The 15,687-nt window shown below is 69.6% G+C and carries 13 protein-coding genes and 1 riboswitch; of the genes, 6 read left to right on the top strand and 7 right to left on the bottom strand.

The window, feature by feature from the left end; all coding sequences use genetic code 11:
• The first annotated feature begins 372 nt into the window (after positions 1-372).
• Both HNR40_RS57540 and mgrA read left to right on the top strand, forming a co-directional pair.
• Positions 373-2,421, top strand: a complete 2,049-nt coding sequence (locus HNR40_RS57540) for a S9 family peptidase (protein ID WP_184970282.1) — start codon at positions 373-375, stop codon at positions 2,419-2,421.
• A complete protein-coding gene (mgrA, locus tag HNR40_RS38230; protein WP_184970280.1) occupies positions 2,418-3,407 on the top strand; it encodes an L-glyceraldehyde 3-phosphate reductase in 990 nt (329 codons plus the stop codon). Before HNR40_RS57540 ends, mgrA begins: the two co-directional genes overlap by 4 nt.
• Here the strand turns inward: mgrA and HNR40_RS38225 are convergent.
• Positions 3,404-5,866 carry a lysylphosphatidylglycerol synthase transmembrane domain-containing protein gene (locus HNR40_RS38225; RefSeq protein WP_312896666.1) on the bottom strand — a complete coding sequence of 821 codons (2,463 nt, stop codon included), beginning with the start codon at positions 5,864-5,866 and terminating at the stop codon, positions 3,404-3,406. The genes mgrA and HNR40_RS38225 overlap by 4 nt on opposite strands.
• A gap of 358 nt (positions 5,867-6,224) precedes the next feature.
• On the opposite strand from HNR40_RS38225, the gene HNR40_RS38220 reads away from it, so the two are divergent.
• The 3 genes from HNR40_RS38220 (at position 6,225) to HNR40_RS38210 (ending at position 11,078) form a co-directional block, all read left to right on the top strand.
• Positions 6,225-7,313 (top strand): M28 family peptidase, encoded by a 1,089-nt coding sequence (locus HNR40_RS38220; protein WP_184970278.1) that lies wholly within the window; start codon positions 6,225-6,227, stop codon positions 7,311-7,313.
• Positions 7,314-7,404: 91 nt separating this feature from the next.
• On the top strand, positions 7,405-8,958 hold the full coding sequence (locus tag HNR40_RS38215; RefSeq protein ID WP_184970276.1) for a M28 family peptidase: 1,554 nt from the start codon (positions 7,405-7,407) through the stop codon (positions 8,956-8,958).
• Between the two features lie 56 nt (positions 8,959-9,014).
• Positions 9,015-11,078, top strand: coding sequence for a molybdopterin-containing oxidoreductase family protein (locus HNR40_RS38210; protein WP_184970274.1), 2,064 nt, complete (start codon positions 9,015-9,017; stop codon positions 11,076-11,078).
• On the opposite strand, the gene HNR40_RS57535 is transcribed toward HNR40_RS38210, so the two are convergent.
• A complete protein-coding gene (locus tag HNR40_RS57535) occupies positions 11,065-11,994 on the bottom strand; it encodes a GNAT family N-acetyltransferase (protein ID WP_184970272.1) in 930 nt (309 codons plus the stop codon). The genes HNR40_RS38210 and HNR40_RS57535 overlap by 14 nt on opposite strands.
• A 75-nt stretch (positions 11,995-12,069) precedes the next feature.
• Between HNR40_RS57535 and HNR40_RS38200 the strand changes: the two genes are divergently transcribed.
• Entirely contained in the window at positions 12,070-12,510 is a 441-nt protein-coding gene (locus HNR40_RS38200) for a hypothetical protein (protein ID WP_184970270.1), read from the top strand.
• On the opposite strand, the gene HNR40_RS38195 is transcribed toward HNR40_RS38200, so the two are convergent.
• The 5 genes from HNR40_RS38195 to HNR40_RS38175 all read right to left on the bottom strand — a co-directional run bounded on the left by HNR40_RS38195 (position 12,467) and on the right by HNR40_RS38175 (position 15,606).
• Complete coding sequence (locus tag HNR40_RS38195; protein ID WP_184970268.1) at positions 12,467-13,393, bottom strand: NADPH:quinone oxidoreductase family protein; 927 nt, start codon at positions 13,391-13,393, stop codon at positions 12,467-12,469. The two genes, HNR40_RS38200 and HNR40_RS38195, sit on opposite strands and share 44 nt — an antisense overlap.
• The gene (locus HNR40_RS38190) at positions 13,390-13,857 is read right to left on the bottom strand and encodes an SRPBCC family protein (RefSeq protein ID WP_184970266.1); all 468 of its coding nucleotides are present in this window, start codon (positions 13,855-13,857) and stop codon (positions 13,390-13,392) included. The genes HNR40_RS38195 and HNR40_RS38190 overlap by 4 nt, the downstream gene beginning before the upstream one ends.
• Before the next feature lie 25 nt (positions 13,858-13,882).
• Entirely contained in the window at positions 13,883-14,266 is a 384-nt protein-coding gene (locus HNR40_RS38185) for a VOC family protein (protein WP_184970264.1), read from the bottom strand.
• A gap of 94 nt (positions 14,267-14,360) precedes the next feature.
• Positions 14,361-14,687 (bottom strand): DMT family transporter, encoded by a 327-nt coding sequence (locus HNR40_RS38180; protein ID WP_184970262.1) that lies wholly within the window; start codon positions 14,685-14,687, stop codon positions 14,361-14,363.
• A 35-nt stretch (positions 14,688-14,722) separates the two neighbouring features.
• A riboswitch (guanidine-III (ykkC-III) riboswitch) is annotated at positions 14,723-14,785 on the bottom strand.
• Between the two features lie 2 nt (positions 14,786-14,787).
• Positions 14,788-15,606 (bottom strand): class I SAM-dependent methyltransferase, encoded by an 819-nt coding sequence (locus tag HNR40_RS38175; RefSeq protein ID WP_246509864.1) that lies wholly within the window; start codon positions 15,604-15,606, stop codon positions 14,788-14,790.
• Positions 15,607-15,687 lie beyond the last annotated feature (81 nt).

Genomic DNA, 15,687 nt, shown 5'->3' with positions numbered 1-15,687 from the left:
TGCACTGGCTTTTAACACACTGTTGAGTTCTCAAGAAACGGACGCGTTTTCCAGCGGCTCATTTCGTGTCTTAATTCTTTCAGCCGGTCCGCTTGATGTCAAATTGACACTCGCGGGCTGACCTGCGGGAATTTCGACCACCCCGTCTCCGGGGCAACCCCTCTAACTTACTCGCTCCGAGACCGACAAGCAAATCGATCATCAGAACCAGCGCGTTGCAAGGGGATACCGACCCAGCACACGCCAGAGCCACCCGAGAGAGGTGGTTGGTTGCGCCGCACTGCGTCGGCTTTAGAAGATTAGCAGCGCCCCAGACCGCTCGGGACACCTTCCGCAACACAGAACGATCACAGCCGAACATAGACTCCCCCCGTGAGCAGGAACACGCCGCCGACGGCGAAGAGGGTCCCGACTGAGCGTCTCCATCACGGCGACACCGTGATCGACGAATACGCGTGGCTGACCGACAAGGAAGATCCGGACACGATCTCCTATCTGGAAGCCGAGAACGCGTATCTCAAACAGGAGACCGCTCACCTGGCCGACCTCCAGGAGCAGGTTTTCCAAGAGATCAAGGGCAGAACGCAGGAAACCGACCTGTCCGTGCCCAGCCGTAAGGGCGCCTGGTGGTATTTCACCCGTACCGAGGAGGGCAAGCAATACGCCGTCTCCTCCCGGGTCCCCGCCACCGGCGACGAACCTCCGGAGATCCAACCGGGCAAGGTGCTCGACCACGAGCAGGTGCTACTGGACGGCAACGAGCTGGCCGGCGACAGCCCGTTCTTCTCGGTCGGCACCAGCGCGGTCTCCCCCGACGGCACGATGCTGGCCTACTCCACCGACTACAAGGGCGCCGAGCGCTTCACCCTGCGCTTCAAGAACCTGACCACCGGCGAGACGCTCCCCGACGAGATCGAGGACATCTTCTACGGCGGCGCCTGGTCGGCCGACGGCTCGACGTTCTTCTACACCCGGGTGGACGACGCCTGGCGCCCCTACCAGGTCTACCGCCACACGCTCGGCACCCAGGACGACGTCCTGGTCTACGAGGAGTCCGACGAGCGCTACTGGGTCGGCATCGGCCTGACCCGCAGCGAGCGCTACCTGGTCCTGGGCGCCGGCAGCAAGATCACCAGCGAGGTGCGCCTCCTGGCCGCCGACGACCCTTCCGGCGAGTTCCAGCTGGTACGCCCCCGCGAGACCGGCGTCGAATACGGCATAGAGCACGCCGGAGACTTCTTCTACGTCCTGCACAACAAGGACGCCGAGAACTTCGAGATCGCCACCGCCCCGCTCGGCTCACCCGGCGAATGGACGCCGCTGATCGGGCACCGCGAGGACACCCGCCTGCTGGAGATCGACGCCTTCGAGAACCACGCCGTGGTGCACTTCCGCCGCGACGGTCTCACCGGCCTGCGGATCCTGCCCAAGGACGCGGACGCGTACGAGATCGACTTCCCCGAGCCCCTCTACGACGTCGGGCCCGCGGGCAACCCCGAGTTCTCCACCGGCAGGCTCCGGCTGGCCTACACGAGCATGATCACGCCGCCCAGCGTCTACGACTACGACCTGGCCACGCACGAGCTGATCCTGCTCAAGCAGCGTCCGGTGCTCGGCGGCTACGACCCGGGCGACTACGAGCAGGTCCGCGAGTGGGCCACGGCCGAGGACGGCACCCGCGTCCCGATCTCGATCGTCAGGCGCAAGGACGCCGCCAAGCCCGCTCCCACCGTCCTGTACGGCTACGGCAGCTACGAGACCTCCATCGACCCGAGCTTCTCCGTGGCCAGGTTGTCCCTGCTCGACCGCGGGTTCGTCTTCGCCATCGCGCACGTGCGCGGCGGCGGCGAGATGGGCCGCCGCTGGTACGAAGAGGGCAAGATGACCCGCAAGAAGAACACCTTCACCGACTTCGTGGCCGCCGCGAAGCACCTGAAGGCGGCGGGCTGGAGCGAGCGGGTGATCGCCAGGGGCGGTTCGGCCGGCGGCCTGCTGATGGGCGCGGTCGGGAACCTGGCTCCGGAAGAGTTCGCGGGCGTGGTGGCCGAGGTGCCGTTCGTGGACGCGCTGAACACGATCCTCGACCCGTCGCTCCCGCTGACCGTGATTGAGTGGGACGAGTGGGGCGATCCGCTGCACAACTCCGATGTCTACGCCTACATGAAGAGCTACACGCCTTACGAGAACGTGGACGGCCGGCCGTACCCGCCGATCCTCGCGATCACGAGCCTTAACGACACGCGCGTCCTCTACCACGAGCCCGCGAAGTGGATCGCCAGGCTGCGGGCGGTCGCGAACGGCGGGCCGTTCCTGCTGAAGACGGAGATGGGCGCCGGGCACGGGGGACGCAGCGGACGTTACGACGCGTGGCGCGAGGAGGCGTTCGCGCTCTCCTGGATCATCGAGAGGGGCACCGCATGACCTACCAGGCCGACGAGGGCCGGTATGAGGACCGCATGCCGTACAACAGGAGCGGGCGGAGCGGGCTCAAGCTGCCCGCGGTGTCGCTGGGGTTGTGGCACAACTTCGGCGACGACCGTCCGCTGGAGAACTCGCGCTCGATCCTGCGGCGGGCCTTCGACCTGGGCGTGACGCACTTCGACCTGGCCAACAATTACGGCGTGCCGTACGGCTCGGCGGAGCGCAACTTCGGGACGATCTTCGCCCAGGACTTCGCGAGGTACCGGGACGAGCTGATCATCTCGACGAAGGCCGGCTATGACATGTGGCCGGGGCCGTATGGGGAGTGGGGGTCGCGCAAGTACGTGCTGGCCAGCCTCGACCAGTCGCTCACCCGCATGGGGCTCGACCACGTCGACGTCTTCTACAGCCATCGGCCCGATCCGCAGACGCCGTTCGAGGAGACGATGGGCGCGCTGGACCACGCGGTGCGGTCGGGGAAGGCGCTGTACGCGGGCATCTCCAACTACTCGGCCGAGCAGACCGCTCAGGCGGCCAGGATCATGCGCGAGCTGGGTACGCCGCTGCTGATCCACCAGCCGTCCTACTCGATGATCAACCGGTGGATCGAGGACGGGCTGCTGGACGCGCTGGAGGACGCGGGGATGGGCTGCATCGTCTACTCGCCGCTGGCGCAGGGGCTGCTGACCGACCGCTATCTGAAGGACGTGCCGGCGGACTCGCGGGCGGCGACCAGCAGGTTCCTGTCGGCCGAGCGGGCGGAGCGCGACCGGGAGCTGGCCCGTAGTCTCAACGGCATCGCCGAGCAGCGTGGCCAGACGCTCGCCCAGATGGCGCTGTCCTGGGCCATGCGCGACCCTCGGGTCACCAGCGTGCTGATCGGGGCGAGCAGTGTGAAGCAGCTTGAGGACAACGTGGCCTGCGTGAACGGCCCCGCCTTCACCGAGGACGAGCTAGCTCAGATCGACAAACTAGTAGCCCGTTAGAGCGCCTCATGCCTCTGCAACCACGTGAAAGCTGCCCATCCCGGGAGGACGGGGAGCCAGAAGGTGAGCAGGCGGTAGAGGAGGACGGCGGAGGTGGCGACGGCGCTGTCGACGCCGGCCACCGTGAGGCCGCCCGCGAGCGCGAGTTCGACCGCGCCCAGACCACCAGGTGTGGGCGCGGCCGAGCCGATCGCGTTGGCGGTCAGGAAGACCACGGCGACGGCGGTGAAGGAGATGTCGCCGCCGAACGCGGAGACGCAGGCGTCGAGGCAGGTCACGAACGCGATCGTGATCATCACGGTGCCGGCGAAGCCCTCGAACATCTTCCGGGGCGACTGCAGCACGTCCAGCAGGCGCGGCAGCACGTTCGAGAAGAGTGAGCGCAGCCGCTTGGTGAGCATCCTGCGCAGCGGCGGCACGCCGAGCACGGCGACGATCAGCACCGCGACGGCCAGCATCACCAGGACCAGCCCGCGCGTGGGCGTGAACGACGTGGCGGTGTTGGAGCCGGTGATGTAGGCGAACAGCAGCAGCAGGCTGATGTGCGCGATCAGCATGACGAGCTGCGAGGCGCCCACGCTGGCCACGGCCGAGGCGGGCGGGATGCCGCGCTTCTGCAGGTAGCGGGTGTTGATCGCGACGGCGCCCACCGCGGGCGGCGCGACCAGCTTCACGAACGACGAGGCGAACTGCACCAGCACCGTCCGCCACAGCGGCAGTGACTCGGGGACGAACCCGCGCAGCATGAGCGCGGCGGCGATGAAGCTGACGAACGAGGCGGCCAGCGCCAGCAGCGACCAGGCCCAGTTGGCCGTGGTGATGACGGTGACGAGGTTGACCTGGCTGAGCTGGGACAGCAGGAAGTAGGCGGCCAGCGTGCTGGCGATGATCGTGACCAGCGTGCGCGGCCGGAACCGCTCCAGCCGGATCTCCTCGATCTTGGCCTGCGGCTTCAGCGCCTCGATCTGCTCCCGGATGGCCGACAGCAGGCCTTTGTCCTTGGCCAGCGCGGACCGGGTCTGCCGGGTCAGCGCGATCTTCTGCAGCAGCGGCATCGCCCCGGCCAGCGCGTCCTCGCCCACGACGCGGGCGGCGGAGGCGACCGAGCGCTCTGCTCCGACGCGCAGCGCGAGGTAGGTGAGCAGCTGGACGACGTCGAGCCGCAGCAGCAGGTCGCCGGCGGCGATCTCGCCGCTCCTGGCGTCGGTGAGCACGACCCGGCCCTCGGTGTCGACGTGGATGCTGTCGCCGGTCAGCCGCCGGTGGGCCAGCCGTTGCAGGCGCAGCAGTTCGAGCTGCTCCCAGATCTGGGCGAGCAGGTCGTCGTCGATCTCGGAGTCGGGCAGCGCGTCGAGCGGGCGGGTGCTGAGGTGCTCGTAGGCGAGGAGCGCGGCTTCGGTGCCGACCTCGCTGGTGCCGAGCAGGCGCGGGGTCGAGGCCCCCGCCGCCTGCGCGGCGTAGGCCATGAGCGCCTCGCGTTCCAGCTCCGCGCGCAGCGACCTGATCGCCCTGCGCCTGGTCTCGGAGTTGAGCCTGATGCGCCGCCACAGCCGGTACGGCAGGCCGGCCACCTGCCGGTCACGGTCGAGAACGGTGACGTCGAGGCTGCTGCCGTCGTGGAGCCCGACGGCGTAGCGGCGGCTGCCCTGGTGGTCGTCTTCGATCCGCCGGGCGCTGATCGGCTGGAAGGAGAGCTTGCGCAGGGCGGCGATCACCGCGGTGCCGGGTGGCCGGGTGTTGGGGCTGCCGACGCCGTACAGGGTGCCGTAGCCGATGGCCATGCCCGCCACGATCGTGACCATCGCGCTGGGCAGCGTGAGCTGCTTGCTGGTGAACAGCGAGAGCACGTCGAGCGCGATGACGGTCCAGATCAGCGCCCGCCAGGTGGGTCTTCGTGAGATGCGTACGGCGGTGCTGTAGGCGACCACCGAGGCGAGCAGGGTGTTGAACGGCTCCACCCCCGGCCGGTTGCCGGTGAGCAGTTGCCGCAGGTCGCCGGCGGCGTCGGAGGACATGACCCATTCGCCGATGAGGAATGAGCCGACCAGGCCGATGATCGCCGCGATGAGGCCTTCTGCCACGCGCAGGCCGTCGCGGTGGAAGACGCGCTCGACCGCGAAGGCGACCGGCACGATGAGGACCGCGCCGCCGCCGAGGAAGGCGGCGACCCGGCTGAGCAGGTTGGGGACGAGGTTGGCGCCTTCGGCGACGTCGCCGGCCAGGCCGTTCAGCGTCTGCTTGGCGACCAGCGACAGCAGGACGACCGCGGCGAGCGCGAGCAGGGCGGCGATGAAGCGCAGCAGGTCGGAGGGGCGGCGCAGGCGTTGCGGCAGGAGCGGTTCGACGACGTAGACCTCCGGGTCCTTGTCGTCGGCCTCCGTTTCGTGGCGCGGCTCAACCACGGCCGGTTCCCTCTCCGAGAGGTCCGCCGCGTCGTCGCGTTCTCTGATTTCCGCCACCGTCCGCGATTCTGCACCTTCCGGGCCAGACCGTACGATCTTTGGCCTCTAGTGTCCCCAATCGTCACCTGAGTCAACGCCCCGGGTAAGGACTCGACCAGCGACGTCGCGTCTAACCCCGGTCCGCGGCCAACGTTGGCATCCTCAGGCCATGATCACTCATACGATGCTGATCCTGGCCCTAGCCGCGCCGGGCGAACCGCTCGTAGATGCGGTCAAGGTGGACAACGTACTAGGACATCTCCAGGCCTTCCAAGCCATCGCTGACGCACACGGGGGCACCCGGGCAGCCGGGACGCCCGGATACGACGCATCTGCAGCCTATGTGGCCGCGCGGCTACGTGACGCGGGTTACACCGTGCGGCTTCAGCCGTTCGCCTTCGACTTCTATCGGGAGCTGGCGCCGGCGGTGGTCGAAGGCGGCGGGCGGCGGCTCACCGGGGTCACCACGCTGAGGTACTCCGGCAGCGGCGACGTGGACGCGGCCCCGCAGGAGGCGGGCGAGGGGTGCGCGGCCCGTGACTTCAAGGGTTTTCGCGCCGGGCGGATCGCGGTGACGCGGCGCGGGACGTGCATGTTCGAGGTGAAGGCGCGCAACGCGGCCGCGGCGGGCGCCAAGGCGCTGATCGTGGTCGACCCGAAGGGCTCCTTCGCAGGCAGCGCGGGGGCGCCGCAGCCGATCCCGGTCGTGGGGGTGCCGCCGGAGGCGGGCGCGCAGGTGGTCAAGCTGAAGAAGGTCCGGGTGGCGACGAAGACCGTGAGCGAGGAGCGCATCACGCACAACGTGTTGGCCGAGACGCGGGGCGCGGGCCGGGCGGTGATGGTCGGGGCGCACCTGGACTCGACGCTGGACGGGCCCGGCATCAACGACAACGGCTCGGGCAGCGCGGCGATCCTGGAGATCGCGCTGCGGGCGGCGCGCACGCCGTTGCGGAAGCCGGTGCGGTTCGCCTGGTGGGGCGCGGAGGAGGTGGGCCTGCTCGGGTCCGGCCACTACGTGCGCAGCCTGCCGGAGACCGAGCGGAAGAAGATCGCGGCCTACCTGAACCTCGACATGATCGCCTCGCCGAACCACACGTTCGCGATCTACGACGGCGACGACTCCGAGCGCACGGGCGCGGGAGCGGGGCCGAAGGGCTCGGCCCGGGTGGAGCGGGCGTTCCAGCGGTTCTTCCGTGAACGCGGGCTGCCGTTCCGCGCGGGCGATCTGACGGGCCGTTCGGACTACGCGCCGTTCGTCGCGGCCGGGATCGCCTCCGGTGGGTTGTTCACCGGCGGCGAGGAGAAGAAGACGGAGAAAGAAGCCGGTCAGTTCGGCGGTACGGCGGGCCAGCCGCTCGACAAGTGCTACCACCAGGCCTGCGACACGTTGCGGAACGTCAGCGTGAAGGTGCTGGAGGTGACGGCGGATGCGGTCGCTGCAGTGGTATCTCGCCTGGCCGCATAACAACTCCGGGGCAACATCTTCCCCAACAACCCCCCTTCAGAATACTTTTCACGCTATCGGGGGGTTCGTTCCACCTTCACCGAGGAGCCATATGCGTCGTCGCCTGTCCGCAGGCGTGCTGGGTGCGGCCGCGCTCGCACTCGTCACCCCCCTGGCCCTGTCCGCTCCCGCGTACGCCGATCACGGCCGCGATCCCGCCCGCCAGCTCGTCCAGGCCGTCAAGGGCAAGCACGTCGAACGCCACCTGCGGGTGCTCGACCTGATCGCCAAGGCCGGCGGCGGCACCCGCGTCTCCAGCAGCCGCGGCCACGAGCTGTCACGTGACTACGTGGCCACGCTGCTGCGGGCCGTCGGTTACAAGGTGACGGTCCAGCCGTTCGAGTTCACCTTCGACGGCTACCGCACCAAGCCCGTGCTCGAACGGCTCTCGCCCAGCCCGAAGGCGTACAAGAACGGCTTCTTCAACGACTACGTGGCGATGGGCGACTCCCCCGCTGGCGGCGTCACCGGGCCGATCCAGGCCGTGGACCTGGTGCTGCCGCCGACGCCCCAGCCGTCGTCCACCTCGGGCTGTGAGGCGGCCGACTTCGCCGGGTTCGTCCAGGGCAGCGTGGCGCTGCTGCAGCGCGGCACCTGCAACTTCGGGGTCAAGGCGAAGAACGCGCAGAACGCCGGGGCCAGCGCGGTGATCGTTCTCAACGAGGGCCAGCCCGGCCGCACCGACGTGGACCTCAACCCGGCGCTGAGCGACCCTTCGATCACGATCCCGTCCTTCTTCACGAGCTTCGCCGTGGGCTCCGACCTGGCGGCGACGCCCGGGGCCACCGTGAAGCTGAACTGGGACCCGCTGATCGAGCAGCGCACCACCTACAACGTGATCGCCGAGTCGCGCGGCGGCCGGGCCGACAACGTCGTGATGATGGGCGCCCACCTGGACAGCGTTCAGGAGGGGCCGGGCATCAACGACAACGGCTCGGGCTCGGCGGGCGTGCTGGAGGTGGCGCTCCAGATGGCCAGGTTCCAGCCGGTCAACAAGGTGCGGTTCGGGTTCTGGGGCGCGGAGGAGTTCGGGCTGCTGGGGTCGAAGCACTATGTCGAGTCGCTGTCGCAGGAGCAGAAGAACGCGATCGGGCTCTACCTGAACTACGACATGATCGGCTCGCCGAACTTCGCGTACCACATCTACGACGGTGACGGCGATGCGTTCGGGGTGCCGGGTCCGGCCGGGTCGGCGCAGCTGGAGAAGGACTTCCAGGGGTTCTACTCCGGTCGCGGCCTGCCGTTCAAGCCGAGCGAGTTCGACGGGCGCTCGGACTACAAGGCCTTCATCGACGCCGGGATCGCCGGTGGCGGGTTGTTCACCGGGGCCGAGAAGAAGAAGACCGAGGAAGAGGCCAAGCTCTTCGGAGGTACGGCGGGCGAGCCGTACGACCCGTGCTACCACGGCGAGTGCGACACGATCAAGAACGTCGACGAGACCGCGCTGGACGTGAACTCCGACGCGATCGCGGCCCTGGCCGCCAAGTACACCTACAGCAAGGCGGCGCTGGACGCCATCCACAAGCCGGGGGCGCCGCACACGCCGCCCGCGGCGCGGATGGCCGCCACCGTCGCCCATGACGGGGTGCCTTCGGCGACGAGCTGACGGTGCCGGAGCGCCCTGGGGGAACCTCCGGGGCGCTCTTTCGTAAGCTGTGCGTTATGTCGGGAAATCTGCAGGTTTTGGGGGCGTGTCCGCTGGACTGCCCCGACACGTGCTCCTGGATCGTCACCGTCGAGGACGGCGAGGCCGTCAAGATGCGCGGGAATCCCGACCAGCCGTATACGCGGGGCGCGCTGTGCGTGAAGGTGAATCGGTATCTGGAGCACACGCGGGCCGCTGACCGGATCCTGTATCCGCTGCGCCGTACCGGGCCCAAGGGGTCTGGGCAGTTCGAGCGGATCAGCTGGGACGAGGCGCTCGACGAGATCGCCACGCGGCTGCGGGGCATCGTCGACGAGCACGGCGGCGAGGCCATCTGGCCCTACAACGGCACCGGCTCGCTCGGGTACGTGCAGGGGTGCGAGGGCGTGGCGGGGCGGCGGTTCTGGAACATGCTCGGCGCCTCCCGGCACTGGCTCAACATCTGCTCGTCCGCGGGTTCCTCAGGGCTGCGGCGAGCCAACGGCACCGCGGGCGGCATGGACCCGGAGAACATCGCGCGGGCCAAGCTGATCCTGCTCTGGGGCACCAACACGCTGACCAGCGGGCACCACCTGTGGAAGTTCATCCAGGACGCGCGGGCCGACGGCGCGCACGTGGTGGCGATCGACCCGATCAGGACCCGCACCGCCGACCAGGCCGACGAGCACATCGCGATCCGGCCGGGCACGGACGCGGTGCTGGCGCTCGGGCTGCTCAACGTGGTGCTGGCCGAGGGCACGCAGGACGAGGAGTACCTGGCCGCACATACCGAGGGCTGGGATGACTTCCGCGAAGAAATCCTGAAATATCCGGTGGAACGGGTGGCGGAGATCACCGGCATCCCCGCCGCGACCGTCCACAGCCTGGGGATGAGGCTCGCCCACACCCGCCCCACCGCGATCCGCGCCACGATGGGCATCCAGCGCCACGCCGGCGGCGGTACGGCCATGCGCACGATCACCGCCATCCCCGGCGTGACCGGCGACTGGCGCCACCCGGGCGGCGGCGTGGCGTACTCGACCAGCGACCACGTGCACTTCACCATCGACACCCGCGAGGACCTGCTGGCCGAACCGGTGCGCACGCTGGCCATGACCCGCCTGGCCGCCGAGCTGCCGTCGGTGAAGTGCCTGTTCGTCTACGGCGCCAACCCGCTCGCCTCGACCTCCGACACCAACAGGATCCGCCGCGAGATGCTGCGCGACGACTTGTTCACGGTGGTCATGGAGCACTTCCCCACCGACACCGCCGACTACGCCGACATCGTGCTGCCCGCGACCATGCAGACCGAGCACATGGACCTGCACGCCGGCTACGGCCACCTCTACCTGCTGTGGAACGAGCCCGCCGTGTCACCGCCCGGCGAGTGCCTGTCGACGACGGAGACGTTCCGCCGGCTGGCCGAGCGCATGGGCATGACCGAGCCGTCGTTGTTCGACACGGACCTGGAGCTGGCCGAGCAGCTGCTGTCGAGCGGGCATCCGTCGCTGGAGGGCGTCACGCTGGACCGGCTGCGCAAGGAGGGCTGGATGCGGATGAGCTACCCCAAGCCATTCGCGCCCTTCGCCGACGGCTTCCCGACCCGGTCGGGGCGGCTGCGCTTCCCGCCGCCCGGCAAGGCCTACGTGCCGCCGCACACGGCGGGCAAGGACGGGCTGACGCTGATCACTCCGGCCGCGCACACGTTCCTCAACACGATCTTCGGCAACAACCCGGAGCTGCGCAGGCGATCAGACAAGCCAAGGAGCTCGCGACGAGAGAGCGAGGGACGAGCCAACGAGGAGCGAAGCGGTGGCGTCATTGAGCACGCACCCGTGGTGCTGGTCAACGCGGCCGACGCTGCGGCGCGCGGGCTGGCCGACGGGCAGCGGGTGCGGGTGCACAACGCCAACGGCGAGTTCCTGGCCGACGTGGAGATCAGCGACCGGGTGGCCGCCGGGGTCGTGGCCTCGCCCAAGGGGCGCTGGCCGAAGTTCTCGCCCGGCGGCGCCGGCCCGAACGCCGTGGTGGACGAGCGCGACGCCGACATGGGCAAGGGCGCCGTCTACCACGACAACATCGTCGAGCTCACGCCGGTGTGAGCGGCAGCTTGAACCCTTCGTGGGACTGAGCGTAGCCGAGGGAGCGGTAGAAGCGGTGCGCGTCCTCGCGCTGCTTGTCCGAGGTGAGCTGCACCATCACGCAGCCTCGGGCCCGGCCCTTGGCGTGCGCCCACTCCATCATCTTGCGGCCCCAGCCCTGGCCGCGCAGGTGGGCGGCGACGCGTACCGCCTCGACCTGGAGCCGGGTGGCGCCGTTGCGGGAGATGCCGGGGATGTAGGTGAGCTGCATCGTGCCGACGATCTCGCCCTTCAGCTCGGCCACGATCAGCTCGTTGTTCGGGTCGGCCCGGATGGCGGCGAAGGCGGCCTCGTGGGCGGGGCCGTACGTGCCGGTGCGCCGGGCGGCGACCGCGTCGTCGGCGATGAGGGCCACCACGGCGGGGACGTCCTCGGCCCGCGCCGCGCGGAACACCAGCGACAGCACGTACTGGGAGTCCTGGAGCGACGGATTGGACGGCAGGCCCATGACCTTGCCCGTCGGCACGAAGCCCTTGCCCGCGTACAGGGCGCGGGCGGCGGTGTTCACGTCGACGGCCCAGAGCTCGACCTCCTCGGCCTGCCTGCCGCGTGCCCAGGCGATCACCTCGTCCACCAGCCGCGAGCCGACCTTGGCGCCCCTGGCCTCCGGGGCGACCCACATGGACAGCAGGTGCACGTGTTCCGGCCGCTCGGCGAGGCCGTAGACCATGCCGTGGATCGCACCGTCCGCCGTGGCGACGAAAAACACCGAATCCGGGTTCTCCAGGCGTTCGACCCACTTCTCCGCGGGGAAGGCGACCTCGCGCTCGTAGGTGGATCCGAACGCGTCGGGAGAGTCGGCGAGGGCGCGCAGCCGTACCTCGCGCAGGCGCTCGGCGTCGGCCGTGGTCAGGCGCTCAATGGTGAATTCAGGCATGTCGGCATCATGTCAGGGACGGGTCAGGGTCCATCCCCGATGTGAACAAGGGCCGCGAAAGGGCAACCTGAGGCCATGAACGAAATCAGCCGACGCGACGAGATGTCGCTTTCCGGCGCCGCCCTCCGCGGCGCCCCCTGGAAGGCCGCCGTGGTCGGTGGCGGCGCCACCGCCGCCATCGCCTGGGTGTTCTCCGGGTTCGACGACATGTCCTGGGCGCTCGGCCTGGGCATCAACCTGTTCGCGCTGATCGCCGCGATCGGCGCGGTCGCCAAGCCGGACGTGAGCGACCGGGTGACCCGCCAGGCCAGGATGTGGTCGCTGAAGCACCCGTGGAAGTTCGCGCTCCTGCCGGCCGGAATCTCGGCCGTCCTGGACTACCCGGTGCAGCTGGTGCTCGACGGCGAGGGCGTCTTCGGGGCCGCATGGGACGCGCTGTGGCACGGCGCGCTGGTCTACCTGATCGCGGCCGTCATGACGTTCGCCATGCAGGGACGAGCACGATCTTCCCAGTGACCCGCCGCTCCACCAGATCCGCCATGGCCTGCCCCGCTTCCTCCAGTGGCCGCACCTGCGGCGCCACGGGATCGATACCCGGCATGGCCAGCAGTTCCTCCAGCATCGCCCGGTTCTCCGCCGCATGGGTCATGGACCACGCGCCCCAGTCCAGGCCCATGACCGAGCGGCTGCGCAGCAGCACCTGGTTGGCGGGGAGCCGCGGGATCTCCCCGGAGGCGAACCCCACCACGAGCAGCCGCCCGCGCTCGCGCAGCGCGCGCAGGGCCTGCTCCGACAGCGTGCCGCCGACAGGATCGACCGCCACGTCCACCCCCCAGGCGCGCGCCGTGGCCTTCAGGTCGTCGTAACCGACGGCCTCGTCCGCCCCGGCCGTGATCGCCATCTCGCGCTTGGCCGGGCTCGACGCCGCCGCCAGCACGTCCGCGCCCAGCGCCTTGGCCACCTGAACCGCCGCCAGCCCGACCCCGCCGCCGGCGCCCAGCACCAGCACCCGCTCGCCCGGCCGCAGCCCCGCCCGCTCCCGCAGCGCGAACAGCGCCGTGCAGTAGCTCTGCGCGAAGGCCGCCGCTCGCGCGGCGTCCAGATGATCAGGCAGGGGTACGGCCTGCGCCGCGTGCACCAGCACATGGCTGGCGAACCCGCCCAGCCCGGTGATGGCCAGGACCCGCGTGCCGTCGGGAGTGCGTCCGGCCACCTCGTACCCGGGTGTGAACGGCAGCGGCGGCCTGATCTGGTAGCCGCCGCGCACCATGAGCCCGTCGACGAAGTTCACCCCGGCCGCCTCGACCTCGACGAGCACCTGCCCGGGTCCGGGGACGGGGTCGGGGGCCTCGACGAGTTCGACGGGCTTGCCGTACTCGGTGCAGACGATCGCCTTCATCGGCGCTCCGCCACGCGCTTGAGGTTCTCCAGCGTCGTGGCCATGTTCGCGGTGTTGTGGCCGACCCGGTCGGGCACGCCGGTGGCCCAGCCGCCGACGACCCGCATGAACGCGCCGCGGGTGTCCCACGTCTTCTGCTCGACCAGGCAGCCCTCGTCGGTCGGGGTCAGCTCGAAACGCCAGACGGCCACGTCGAGCACGCCTGCGGCCCGCACGTGGTAGGCGAAGGCGCGGCCGGGCTCGGCGGCGGTGACCGTGCATCGGGTGGACCAGCGGCGGGCGCCGTTGCGGTTGCTGCCGACGAAACGCGCGCCCCTTCTGGGCTCCTTGATCTCGCCGACCCAGCGGGCCCTGCGGCACTCGGAGTTCCAGGTGCCGAGGTTGGCGAGGTCGGTGATGAGCTCGTAGACCCGCTGTGCGGGGGCGGCGATCTCGATGCGTGCGGACGCGCTTGGCTCGCTCATGCCGCTCAGTCTGATCGACCGAACTTTATTCGGGCAAGCCTCTCTCGGCCTGGCTCCTGCAGACGTCGAACTCGTTGCCTTCGGGATCGCGCATGACGACCCAGCCGACGCCGTCCGCGGTGCGGCGGTCGTAGGCGATCGTGGCGCCGAGGCCGGTGAGGCGCTCGACCTCCTGGTCGCGGGTGCGGCCCTCGGTGCCGTTGACGTCGAAGTGGATGCGGTTCTTGACCGTCTTGCCCTCGGGGACCTTGACGAACAGCAGGTAGGGGTCCTGTTTGGTGCGCAACATGACTTCGTCGTCGCCGGGGACGTCGCCTTCGCCGAGCGGCAGGCCGGTGGCCTCCGACCACCACGCGGCCAGCTCGTAGGGGTTGGCCGCGTCGATGGTGACGGCATGGATCTCAATCATGCGAGCCAGTCAATCGAACACCACCAAAGCCGTCAAGGAGGTTATGCGGCCGTGCGGCAGGGGAACAGACCGCACGGCCGAGACCGCGAGGGGGTCAGTGGGCGGCGCCGCCCGCCAGGTTGAGGCCGATGACGCCGATGACGATGAGCGCGATGCTGGCGATCCGGGCGAACGACACGTTGTCCCCCATGGCGATCATGCCCACGATCGCGGTGCCCACCGCGCCGATGCCGGTCCAGACGGCGTAGGCGGTGCCGACCTCAAGCGACTTGAGGCTGTACGCCAGCAGGCCGAAGCTCAGGACCGCGAAGCCCAGGAACGAGATGGTCCACCACAGATGCGACAGCCCGTTGCTCATCTTCAGCGACAGGGCCATCACCACCTCGAAGGCTCCGGCGATGATGAGCAGGATCCACGCCATAACGATGCACTCCCTTGCGAACGAGTCGACAATGTCGTGCGTCGTCTTGGCGAACCGGGTACGGCGCGTCTCGTCCGGGAGCTTTTGTCGCTCATTTGGTCTAACGGCGGGTCTTCTCCGATGATTCCCACCAGATCGTGACCCAGCGGTCACGCGGCACCGGCCACATGCCGAGCTCCATCGCGGTCTCGGCCACCTCGGGGGCTCTGGCGGGGTCGAGGCAGATGCGGTGGCAGGCGGAGGCGGCCAGTTCCTCCAGCGTGCCGAAGCGCTCCAGCGGGGCCTCGCGCTCCTCCACCCGCACGCCGAAGCCCATCGCCGCGGCCAGCGCCACCACGTCTTCCGCTACGGGGCGCACGGGGCGGCGTACATCGTGGAAGTGCTCCCACAGCGGTGCGAGCCAGCTCATCGGGTGGCGGTGGGTGAGCTCCAGCACGACGCGGTGGCGGGCGTGCGCGTCGAGTTCGCGCAGGAAGCCGGTGAGGTCCGGCACGTTGTAGACGACGTGGGCGGCCACGGCCACGTCGGCGACGGGCACCTCGGACGCCACGTCGGGCCAGCGGCCCTCGACCCGGATGACCTCGACGCCGAGCTTGTCCGCCTTGGGGCCGAGCGCGGCCAGCATCTCGGGTGAGGTGTCCACGGCGATCACCGTGCCCAGGTGCTCGTGCAGCGGCAGCGAGGCGGCGCCGGCGCCCGCACCGACGTCAAGGACGGTGCCGCCCTCGGGCAGAGCCTCGGCCAGGCGCGTCATCGTCGGGCCGTGGTCGGGCTCGGCCAGCGCGCGGTCGGTGCGCGTGGCGAATCTGGCGGGGTGGTGGCCCCACGGGTCGGCCGGGGCCTTCTCCAGGATTTCCGGAGGAATGGCCCACGAACCCAGGCGCTCCCGCCACAGGGCGGAGAGCTCTTCGGCGTTCATGCAGACGAGCATGCCACGCATACCAGTGGTTACCCGCGGGTAGCATTTCTAGTAAGGTTACTGGCCAGTAGACTAACGCCG

The sequence above is a fragment of the Nonomuraea endophytica genome, from assembly GCF_014203235.1.
Classification (GTDB): domain Bacteria; phylum Actinomycetota; class Actinomycetes; order Streptosporangiales; family Streptosporangiaceae; genus Nonomuraea; species Nonomuraea endophytica.
The sequence above is the reverse complement of the archived record's forward strand: the minus strand, read 5'-3'. Positions and strand labels throughout refer to the sequence as shown.